Genomic DNA, 10285 nt, shown 5'->3' with positions numbered 1-10285 from the left:
GCCCGCGCCGACGCCGGGCCCGCCGGAGGACGCCGCGACCCCGGACGACCCGGCGGTGCCCGAGGCGGCCACCCCGCGTACCCGTCGGGCGGCCGGCACGGTCCTCACCGGGCTGGCCGCGCTGCTGGTCGCGGCGGCGCTGGTCGCGCCGGACCGGCTCGCCGACGCGGGGCCGGGCGCGGCGCTGCGGATCCCGGTGGAGGCCCTGGTCGCGGCGGCCCTGCTGCTCGTCCTGCCGGCCCGGGCCCGCCGGCCGGTCGCCGTGGCGCTCGGCCTGGCGCTGGGCCTGCTGACCGTGGTCAAGCTGCTGGACACGGGCTTCTGGCTGGCCCGGGACCGCCCGTTCGACGTGCTGCTCGACTGGCGGCTGTTCGACGACGGCTTCGGCTACCTCACCGACTCGGCCGGCCGGGCCGGCGCGGTCGCCGCCGCGGCCGGGGTGGTGCTGCTCGTGGCCGGCCTGCCGGTGCTGGTGGCGCTCGCCGTGCGGCGGCTGGCCCGGCTCCTGGCCGGGCACCGCACCGGCGCGGTGCGGGTGGTCGCCGCGCTGGCCGTGCTCTGGCTGGGCTGCGCCCTGTTCGGGGTACGCCTCGCCGCCGGCGTGCCGGTCGCCGACCGGACGGCGACCACCCTGGTGGCGTCGCACGTCGGCCAGGTCCGGGCCGGCCTGCGCGACCGCGCGGCGTTCGCCGGGGAGGTGACTGCCGACGCGTACCGGGACGTGCCCGGCGACCGGCTGCTGACCGGGCTGCGCGGCAAGGACGTGCTGGTCACGTTCGTGGAGAGCTACGGCCGCGACGCGGTGGAGGACCCGGCGCTCGCGCCGGGTGTGAACGCGGTGCTCGACGACGGCTACCGCCGGCTGCGGGCGGCCGGTTACGACGCCCGCAGCGGCTTCCTCACCTCGCCCACGTTCGGCGGCGGCAGCTGGCTGGCCCACGCCACCCTGCTCTCCGGACTCTGGATCGACAACGACCAGCGCCACCGCGACCTGCTGGCCGGCGACCGGCTCACCCTGGGCGGCGCGTTCCACCGGGCCGGCTGGCAGACCGTCGGTGTGTTCCCCGCCGCCACCGAGCCGTGGCCGGAGGGAAAGTTCTACGGCTACGACCGCTACTACGACGCCGGGAAGCTGGCCTACCGGGGCCCGAAGTTCAGCTACGCCCCGATGCCCGACCAGTACACCCTGGCCACCTTCCAGCGGCTGGAGCGGGACCGGCCGCACGCCCCGCTGATGGCGGAGATCCCGCTGGTCTCCAGCCACTCCCCCTGGTCGGCCATCCCGAAGCCGGTGCCCTGGGACGCGGTCGGCGACGGCACCGTCTTCCACACGGCGTCCACGAACACCGGCGGCAGCCGGGACATCGTGCAGCGGGACGGCAACCAGGTGCGCGCCGACTACCGGCACTCCATCGAGTACAGCCTCGGCACCCTGGTGTCGTACGTGCTGACCTACGGCGGGGACGACCTGGTGCTCGTCTTCCTCGGCGACCACCAGCCGACGGCCTCGGTGACCGGGGAGGGCGCCGGCCGGGACGTGCCGATCACCATCGTGGCGAAGGACCCGGCGGTGCTGGACCGGGTCGCCGGTTGGGGCTGGCAGGACGGGCTGCGCCCCGGCCCGCGGGCCCCGGTGTGGCGGATGGACACCTTCCGGGACCGCTTCCTCGCCGCCTTCTCCCCCGGTCACTGACCGCGGGTGACGCCGCCGGCCGGTTCAGGCCGCCCGGCGCCGGTCCCGGGCCGTCCGGCCGCCGGTCTCCCGGAACCCGGCGCGGCGGGCGGCGCCCCGGGCCAGCCGCATGGCCCGGCGCGCGTTCACCATCGGCTCGCAGGGCGCGTTCCGCCCGGCGCAGAGCAGGCTGGGACAGCGTCCCGTCGCGTCGGGCTGGTGGGCGGCGGCCACGTCGTACGCGGCCCGCCACAGCAGCGGGTCGGTGACGTCGTCCGGCAGGACCGCGTCCTGACTGGCGCGGAATCGTGTCGTGTCGGGCACCCCGTTCCCCCTTCGTGGTCGCTCCCCTGTTCAGTGACCGGGCGGGCCGGCGTCAAACCTCCGACCGCCGAGAGTGGACCGGCCTGCGGCGTGCGTCACGCCGGGTACGCCCGGGTCTCCGCGGCCTTGACCGCCGCCCAGACCGGCTGGCCGGGGCGCAGCCCGAGGTGGGCCGCCGCGGCGGGGGTCACGTCGGCGGCCACGGCGACCGGCCCGGCGAGCTGGACCCGCAGGTTGTCGCCGTGCCGCTGCACCCCGGTCACCGTGGCCGGCCAGACGTTGCGCGGGCTGCCGTCCGGGCGGGTGGGGTGCAGCGCGACGGCCGCCGGCGGGAAGGCCACGAACGCCTCCCCGCGTACGGTGTCCGCCGTGGTGAGGGTGAGCCCGCCCACCGTGACGGCGTGCCCGTCGGCGTGCCCGCGGTGCAGGTTGAGCCCGACGAGCCGGGCCACGTAGTCGGTGCGGGGGCGCGCCGTGACGGTCGCCGCGTCCCCCTCCTGGACCACCCGCCCGTGCTCGACGATGACCAGCCGGTCGGCGAGCACCAGGGCGTCCAGCGGGTCGTGGGTGACCAGCAGGGTGGCGCCGGGGTGCGCGCCGAGGTGGTGCTGGAGTTCGGCGCGGGTGTCGAGCCGGGTCCGGGCGTCGAGCGCGGCGAGCGGCTCGTCGAGCAGCAGCAGGGTGGGCTCGACGGCGAGCGCGCGGGCCAGGGCGACCCGCTGGGCCTGCCCACCGGAGAGCTGGCGCGGCCGGTGCCGGGCCTGGCCACCCAGGCCGACCCGGTCCAGCCAGCCCTGCGCGCGGGCCCGGGCGGTCCGGCGGTCGGCGCCCCGGCGGCGCGGCCCGAACGCCACGTTGTCCAGGGCGCTGAGGTGCGGGAAGAGCAGGTAGTCCTGGAACACCACGCCGACCGGGCGCCGCTCGGGCGGGGTCCACACCCGCCGGTCGGGGCGGTCGAGGTCGGCGCCGCCGAGGGTGAGGTGCCCGGCGCTGAGCGGGTGCAGCCCGGCGAGGGCGCGTAGGGCGGTGGTCTTGCCGGCACCGTTCGGGCCGAGCAGCGCCACCACCTCCCCGGCGCCGATGCGCAGCCGCACGTCGAGGTGGAAGGCGCCCCGGTCGGCGACCAGGTGTGCGTCGAGCAGGGACGTGGTCACGCCGTGCCGACCCAGCGGTCGCGCAGCCCGGCGAGGATGGCCACCGAGACGGTGAGCAGGATGAGGCTGAGCACGATGGCCGCCTGCACGTCGGTCTCCAGGGCCAGGTAGACGGCGAGCGGCATGGTCTGCGTCCGCCCCGGATAGTTGCCGGCGAAGGTGATGGTGGCGCCGAACTCGCCGAGCGCGCGGGCCCAGCAGAGCACCGCGCCGGCTGCCACCCCGGGGGCGACCAGCGGCAGGGTGACCCGGGTGAAGGTGGTCCAGCGGCCGGCGCCGAGGGTGGCCGCCGCCTCCTCGTAGCGCGGGTCGGCGCCGCGCAGCGCGCCCTCGACGGCGATGACCAGGAACGGCATGGCGACGAACGCCTCGGCCAGCACCACGCCGGCGGTGGTGAACGGCAGGGTCACCCCGAACGTCGCGTCCAGCCAGGACCCGAGCAACCCGCGCCGGCCGAACACCAGCAGCAGCGCCACCCCGCCGACCACCGGTGGCAGCACCAGCGGCACGGTGACCAGCGCGCGGACGAGCCGCCGGCCGGGGAACTCGACCCGGGCCAGCAGCCAGGCCAGGGGTACGCCGAGCGCGACGCAGAGCAGCGTGGCGGCGGTGGCGGTCTCCAGGGAGAGCCGCAGCGCGGTCAGCACGCCGGGCTGGGCCAGCCGCCGGGGCAGCGTGGTCCAGGGTGCCCGGACCAGCAGCCCGGCCAGCGGCAGCACGAGGAAGAGCAGCCCGAGCCCGGCGGGGAGCAGCAGGGCCAGTGGCACCCGCTGGCGGCGGCGCGTGGATCGGCTCACTGGCGCGGCGGAGCCTGGAACCCGGCGGCGGTGAGCACGGCCAGGCCGGCGTCGGAGCGGACCTGGTCGACGAAGGCGCGGGCCCCGGCCGGGTTGCCGGCGTGCTCCAGCACCACGATCGGGTAGTCGTTTACCGCCCGGGCGGACTCCGGGAACTCGACGGCGGCCAGCCCGGCGGCGGCGCGCACGTCGGTGCGGTAGACCAGTGCCGCGTCGACCTCGCCGAGCCTCACCTTGGCCAGCGCGCCCTTGACGTCCTGCTCCAGGGTGGCCGGGGTGAGCCGCACCCCGGCCGCGGCGAGGGCCGCCTTCGCCGCCGCGCCGCAGGGCACCTGCTCGGCGCAGAGCGCCACCTTCCGGCCCGGGCGGGCCAGGTCGGCCAGGCCGCCGACCCGGTCCGGATTGCCCTCGGCCACGGCGATGACGAGCTGGTTGCGGACCAGGACGGCCGGCGCCCCGGCTGCGTCACCCGCGTCGGTGACGGTCTTCATGGTGGCCGGCGAGGCGGCCGCGAAGACGTCGGCCGGCGCGCCCTGGGTGATCTGGGCGGCGAGCGCCGAGCTGCCGGCGAAGTTGAGGACGACCCGGGTGCCGGGGTGGGCGGCCTCGAACTCCGCGCCGAGCTTCGTGAAGGACTCGGTGAGCGAGGCGGCGGCGAAGACGGTCACCGTGCCGCCGGCGGGGTCGTCGTCGGCTCCGCCGCAGCCGGCCGCGCCCAGGGTCAGCGCGGCCAGCCCGGCCAGGGCGGCGCGGGTCCACCGTACGGTCACGGGTTGGTCCTTCCCTTCGGCGCGGGCGCGCGTTCCACCACGACGGTGGTCGACTTGATCACGGCGACGGCGACCGAGCCGACCTGGAGGTCGAGGTCGTCGACCGCCTCGCGGCTCATCAGCGACACGATCCGGAACGGCCCGGCCTGGATGTCGACCTGTGCCATCACGGTGTCCTTGACAACCGCCGTGACGATGCCGCGCAGCCGGTTGCGGGCCGAGGAGAGTTCGGGGTGGCCCGGCGCGCGGACGAACGCGGCCACGTCGGCGCCGTCGAGCACCCGGTGGCCGTGCTCGTCGCGGGCGGCCGGCAGCCGCCCGGCGTCGATCCAGCGGCGGACCGTGTCCGCGCTGACCCCGAGCAGTTCGGCGGCCTCGCCGATCCGGAACACCGTCACGCGGCCACCCTAGCGGTTCGCAGGTGCGGGTGCGGAACGGCGCAACCCCTCGCATCCGCCAGGAGCGAGGGGCCGCGCCGGTCGTAGCTGCGGCGCGTCAGCCGTCGGCCGGGGTGAGCCGGACCCGGCGGAGCAGCTGGGCGTTGACCGCCACCACGATGGTGGAGGCGGACATCAGCACGGCGGCGACGGCCGGGCTGAGCGCGACACCCGCCCAGGCCAGGATCCCGGCGGCGAGCGGGATGGCCACCACGTTGTAGCCGGCCGCCCAGGCCAGGTTCTGCCGCATCTTCCGGTACGAGGCCCGGGACAGCCGGATCACGCCGGTGACCCCGCGCGGGTCGGAGCTGGCCAGCACCACCCCGGCGGACTCGATGGCCACGTCGGTGCCGGCGCCGATGGCCACGCCCACGTCGGCGCGGGCGAGCGCCGGGGCGTCGTTGACCCCGTCGCCGACCATCGCCACGGTCAGGCCGCGCGACTGGAGTTCGGTGACCGCCTTGTCCTTGTCGGCGGGGAGCACCTCGGCGAAGACCTCGTCCACGCCGGGGCGGAAGCCCAGGTCGGCGGCGACCGCCTCGGCGACCGGCCGGGCGTCCCCGGTGATCATCACGATCTTCTTCACCCCCTGCGCGCGCAGTTCGGCGATGGCCGCGCGGGCCTCGGGACGGACCTCGTCCTCCAGGGCGAACGCGCCGACCACCTCGGGGCGGCCGCCTTCGGGCAGCCGGACCAGGTGCAGCACGGCGGCGCCCCGCCGGGACCATCCCTCCGCCGCCCGGGTCAGCTCGGCGGGGGCCTCGGTGCCGAGTTCCCGCAGCAGGGCCGGCCCGCCCACGGCCCAGTCGGCGCCGTCCACCGTGGCGCGTACGCCCCGGCCGGTCAGCGAGCGGAAGTCCCGGGCGGCGGCCCGCAGGCCACGGTCCTGCGCGGCGCTGACCAGGGCCTTGGCGAGCGGGTGCTCGCTGTCGGCCTCGACCGCGCCGGCGAGGCGCAGCGCGCCGTCATCGTCCAGCCCGCCGGTGGCCGCCACCCCGGTCACGGTGTGCCGTCCCTTGGTGAGGGTGCCGGTCTTGTCGAACAGCACCGCGTCGACGGTGCGCATCCGTTCCAGGGCGAGGCGGTCCTTCACCAGGATGCCGGCGCGCGCGGAGAGCGCCGTGGAGAGCGCCACGACCAGCGGGATGGCCAGCCCGAGGGCGTGCGGGCAGGCGATCACCAGCACCGTCACGGTCCGGATCACGGCCTGGTCGGTGTTGCCGAGCACCAGCCAGGCCACGAAGGTGGCCAGGCCGGCGAGGGCCGCCACGTAGAACAGCAGCGCGGCGAACCGGTCGGCGAGCACCTGGGCGCGCCCGCCGGAGGCCTGCGCCTGGGCGACGAGCCGGCCGATGCCGGCGAGCGCGGTGTCCTCGCCGACGGCCTCGACGCGTACCCGCAGGGCCGAGTCGGTGGCCACCGTGCCGGCGACCACCCGGTCCCCGACGGCGCGCGGCACCGGCCGGGACTCGCCGGTGATCATCGACTCGTCCAGCTCGGCGGCGCCGTCGACGATCCGGCCGTCGGCGGGGACCCGGCCGCCGGAGCGGACCAGCACCAGGTCACCGACCCGCAGGTCGGCCACCGGCACCCGGTGCGGCTGCCCGGCGTCGTCGAGGCGTTCGGCGTCGTCGGGCAGCAGCGCGGCGAGCGCCGACAGGGCGCCCTGGGCCTGCCCGATCGCCTTCATCTCCTGCCAGTGCCCGAGCAGCATGATGGTGACCAGGGCGGCCAGCTCCCACCAGAAGTCCAGGTCGAACAGGCCGAGGCTGGTGGCCACCGAGGCCAGGTAGGCGACCGTGATCGCCATCGAGATGAGCAGCATCATGCCCGGCGCCCGGTCGCGCAGCTCGCGGACGCCGCCGACCAGGAACGGCCAGCCACCGTAGAAGAAGACGACCGTGCCCAGGACCGGGCCGACCCAGCGGACGCCCGGGAAATCCAGCGAGTAGCCGAACCAGTCCATGACCATGTGGCTGGTCAGCACGATCGGCACGGTCAGCGCCAGGCTCAGCCAGAACTTGCGGCGGAACTGCTCGGGGTCGTGCCCGGCGTGCTTGTCGTGCCCCGCACCGTGCCGGTCGTGACCTTCGTGGCCGGCACGCCCGTCATGGTCGGCGTGCGGTGCGCCGCCCGCCGCGGTCGGGGTCGTGCCGTGGTGCCGGTGTTCGTGTTCCATCGAACTCCACCTCCGTCACGACCCTATACCCCCTAGGGGTATTCGACAAGATCGGACTCCGGTGCCATCCTTTCGCGATCCACGCGCCCGGAGCGGCGCATTGGCGAGGAGCGGCAGCCGGATCGGCGGGAGGCTCGGGCACTCGGGGCCGCCACCCGCATGAGGTCACCGGGCCACCAGCCGCGCGGGCGGCGCGCGGCCGGAGCCCGCGGGCTCGCCCGCCGCGGTTTCAGTCCCGGTCGTAGACGGTGACCGGGATGTCCCGGGCGCAGAGGGCGCGGAGCACCAGCGGCTCGATGCGGTCCCAGGTGCCACCGGCCAGACCGCAGCCGATCCGGGGCATGTGCACCGACGCGTCCAGCTCTACGACCTCGTCGGCGAGGGCGGACAGGCAGCGCTCGACCGCGTCGTAGCGGATCGGCGGCCCGGCGCTGCCCCGACGCATTCCCCGCTGGCCGACCATGTTGGCCACCCACACGTCGGGCGCGACCCGCACCAGCCGGGTGGCGCCGAGCCCGAAGTCGTTGCCGGCCCGGTGCCGGTGCCAGTCCCGGTAGTCACGCTCCGGCTCCGGCCAGCGGCGGGAGATCGCCAGCACGAAGCCCTTCCCCCAGCCGCCCAGGTCGTTGCAGACGTGCGCGATCACCTTGCGGCCCTTGGCCTGCGGGCTGGTCGCGTCGCCCTTGATGATCCGCAGCGGTGTCACGGCCGCCATCCTGCCCGGCCGGTACGACACCTCAGCGCTCCGGTCGGGTCGCCACGCCGGAGCTGCCCACCGGCCCCTTGCCCTGCCACGGCCAGCGGCCGTCCAGCTCCACCTGGAGGGAGACGCTGAGGAACGTCCGGACCAGCACGATCAGCGCCAGCACCCCGACGCTGGTGAAGGTGGGCGAGACCGCCACGGTCCGGATGATGTCCCCGGCGACCAGCAGCTCCAGGCCGAGCAGGATGGCCCGCCCGACCCCCTGCCGGTACGCCCGGTAGTGGTCGACGACCTGCCGGGTGCGCCACCAGCGCAGGGCGAAGACGACCGTGGCGACCGCGACGCCGACCGCGATGACCAGCACTCCGGCCAGGTCCAGGAGCGTGCCGACGCGCTGGACGATCTCCCTGGTCGGCACCCGACACCCCCGTACCGCCGGCGGCCCCCGCGCGTGCCGTCCGCAGCACCACCCTGTCGCATCGCCGCGGCCGGTGGACCGCTTTCGCCCGAGTCCGCCCGGGCGGCGGGCTCACCGGCATTCGCCTACCACCGCCCGCCGCCGCGCCTAGGGTGGGAACCGGACCCGACCGTCCCGCCGCGTCGGCGGGCGGTCACCGACGGCACCTGGCGAGGAGCGGACGTGACGCAGCCGGAAGAGGACCAGGAGAAGAGCAAGAAGACCGACGACGTCCTGTACTCGGCGGACGGGGACCCCCACCACAACCTGGCCCAGGCGCCGCAGCCCGACGAGCACCTGACGCCGCGGTACCAGCACGACGGCGAGACGGAGACCGTCGGCGACGAGTGAGGCCGGCGTCTCAGGATCCCGGCGACCGGTCGGCCCGGGCCTCGACGGCGGCGCGCGGCGGGGCGGCGGCCGGCGCGGGGGCCGGCAACTGGCGGTCGTGGAGGCGGCTGAGCAGCGCCAGCGAGGTGATCGCCCCGACCAGCGCCAGGAACATGTCCCACTGGGTGTCCCAGACGTCGCCCTGGGTCGCCAGGAAGTCGTCGGCCGCCGACCCGCCGGCCAGCGCCGCCCACCACTCGATCATCTCGAAGAGGGCGCTGAACGCCAGGCACGCGCAGACCACCAGCGGGGCGAGCCAGCGGCTGCCCCGCAGCGGCGACCGGCGGACCAGGATCTCGCGCACCAGGATGGCCGGCACGAAGCCCTGGGCGAAGTGGCCGAGCCGGTCGTACGGGTTGCGGACCAGGTGGAACGTCTCGCGCGCCCAGTCGCCGACCGGGGTGCGCGCGTAGCTGTAGTGCCCGCCGACGACGAGGATCAGCGCGTGCGCCGCGAGCAGGCAGCAGAGCAGCGTGGTCAGCGGGAACCGGCGCCAGGTGAGCAGCACCAGCGGGACGCCGGCGAGCACCCAGACGGTCTCCAGCAGCCAGGTCAGCCGGTCGTACGGGCGGATGCCGGAGACCACCAGGGCGACGAGGACCAGGACCAGCAGCGCCGGTGGGACGACTGTGCGTGCTCGGGACACCGGCGACCGCCTGTTCACGTTCATCCGTGCGGCCCGGCGCCGCCCGACGAGGGCGACGATAGCAACGGCGGGGCGCCCTCGGACGCCCCGCCGCGCGGCTCAGTCCTCGGCCCGCCAGCGGTAGAACACCGTGGCCACCGAGTCCTGCGGGCCGTGCCACTCCTCCGGCCGGTACGGGCTGACGTAGGGGGCGAGGTCCTGCATCACCTTGGCGAAGACCGGCTTCGCGTCGTGGTTGTTCCGGGTCGCCTCGGCGGCCGACGCCTCCTGTTCGAGCAGGTGGACGTAGACGTCGTCGATCGAGTAGAGCCAGCGCGCGGTGACGCCCAGCTCGGTCGGCAGCGACCCGGCGTCCGACTCGCCGAAGACCCGGGCCACGTCCGGTTCGGCGCCGGGCTTGATCCGCCCGACGATCACGGTCAGCGTGGTCTCCGCGGGCGGCTCCCCCGCCGCGGCCCAGTGGTAGAACTCCTTGGCCACCGAGTCGGACGGGTTCTTCCAGTACCGCGGGTACGGCGTCACGTACGGGCCGATGGCCTCGGCGATCTTCTGGAACGCGGGCAGGCCCCGGGTCTGGCCCGAGATCCTCGGGTCCTGCTCGCGCTCGATGACGTGGATGTAGAGGTCGTGGTGGGACAGCAGGATGCGCCCGATGACCCCGAGGTCCTGGGGCCGGGTGGCCTGGTCGTAGTGGCCGAAGACATCCCCGACGATCTTGTCGCTGCCGGGGACCATGTGGCAGACGATCACGTTCCG

The 10285-nt window shown here is 75.8% G+C and carries 12 protein-coding genes; 2 read left to right on the top strand and 10 right to left on the bottom strand.

Features of this window, described 5'->3' with window-relative positions:
• Nucleotides 1-1693: sulfatase (locus tag ACW0Q9_RS25450; RefSeq protein ID WP_456185462.1), on the top strand; the 1693-nt coding region annotated here is incomplete at its 5' end.
• 24 nt (nt 1694-1717) lie between these two features.
• Here the strand turns inward: ACW0Q9_RS25450 and ACW0Q9_RS25445 are convergent.
• The 8 genes from ACW0Q9_RS25445 to ACW0Q9_RS25410 all read right to left on the bottom strand — a co-directional run bounded on the left by ACW0Q9_RS25445 (nt 1718) and on the right by ACW0Q9_RS25410 (nt 8454).
• Complete coding sequence (locus ACW0Q9_RS25445) at nt 1718-1996, bottom strand: hypothetical protein (protein ID WP_456185460.1); 279 nt, start codon at nt 1994-1996, stop codon at nt 1718-1720.
• Nucleotides 1997-2091: 95 nt separating this feature from the next.
• Complete coding sequence (locus ACW0Q9_RS25440; RefSeq protein WP_456185458.1) at nt 2092-3150, bottom strand: ABC transporter ATP-binding protein; 1059 nt, start codon at nt 3148-3150, stop codon at nt 2092-2094.
• Complete coding sequence (locus tag ACW0Q9_RS25435) at nt 3147-3947, bottom strand: ABC transporter permease (protein ID WP_456185456.1); 801 nt, start codon at nt 3945-3947, stop codon at nt 3147-3149. Before ACW0Q9_RS25435 ends, ACW0Q9_RS25440 begins: the two co-directional genes overlap by 4 nt.
• Nucleotides 3944-4717, bottom strand: a complete 774-nt coding sequence (modA, locus tag ACW0Q9_RS25430; protein WP_456185454.1) for a molybdate ABC transporter substrate-binding protein — start codon at nt 4715-4717, stop codon at nt 3944-3946. The genes ACW0Q9_RS25435 and modA overlap by 4 nt, the downstream gene beginning before the upstream one ends.
• Complete coding sequence (locus ACW0Q9_RS25425) at nt 4714-5115, bottom strand: TOBE domain-containing protein (protein WP_456185452.1); 402 nt, start codon at nt 5113-5115, stop codon at nt 4714-4716. The genes modA and ACW0Q9_RS25425 overlap by 4 nt, the downstream gene beginning before the upstream one ends.
• Nucleotides 5116-5212: 97 nt before the next feature.
• Nucleotides 5213-7333 (bottom strand): heavy metal translocating P-type ATPase, encoded by a 2121-nt coding sequence (locus tag ACW0Q9_RS25420; protein WP_456185450.1) that lies wholly within the window; start codon nt 7331-7333, stop codon nt 5213-5215.
• A 229-nt stretch (nt 7334-7562) separates the two neighbouring features.
• Nucleotides 7563-8048: a macro domain-containing protein gene (locus ACW0Q9_RS25415; protein WP_456185448.1), complete on the bottom strand. Its 486-nt coding sequence runs from the start codon at nt 8046-8048 to the stop codon at nt 7563-7565.
• A 22-nt stretch (nt 8049-8070) separates the two neighbouring features.
• The gene (locus ACW0Q9_RS25410) at nt 8071-8454 is read right to left on the bottom strand and encodes a DUF1622 domain-containing protein (RefSeq protein WP_456185447.1); all 384 of its coding nucleotides are present in this window, start codon (nt 8452-8454) and stop codon (nt 8071-8073) included.
• Nucleotides 8455-8676: 222 nt separating this feature from the next.
• Between ACW0Q9_RS25410 and ACW0Q9_RS25405 the strand changes: the two genes are divergently transcribed.
• Nucleotides 8677-8844, top strand: a complete 168-nt coding sequence (locus ACW0Q9_RS25405) for a hypothetical protein (protein ID WP_456185445.1) — start codon at nt 8677-8679, stop codon at nt 8842-8844.
• 10 nt (nt 8845-8854) lie between these two features.
• Here ACW0Q9_RS25405 and ACW0Q9_RS25400 read toward each other — a convergent pair whose 3' ends face one another.
• Both ACW0Q9_RS25400 and ACW0Q9_RS25395 read right to left on the bottom strand, forming a co-directional pair.
• Complete coding sequence (locus ACW0Q9_RS25400) at nt 8855-9529, bottom strand: DUF2238 domain-containing protein (protein WP_456185443.1); 675 nt, start codon at nt 9527-9529, stop codon at nt 8855-8857.
• Between the two features lie 99 nt (nt 9530-9628).
• A partial coding sequence (locus ACW0Q9_RS25395; RefSeq protein ID WP_456185441.1) for a TcmI family type II polyketide cyclase occupies nt 9629-10285 on the bottom strand: 657 nt, incomplete at its 5' end.

The sequence above is a fragment of the Micromonospora sp. I033 genome, assembly GCF_053890995.1.
This window is presented reverse-complemented; position numbering and strand designations above follow the sequence as displayed.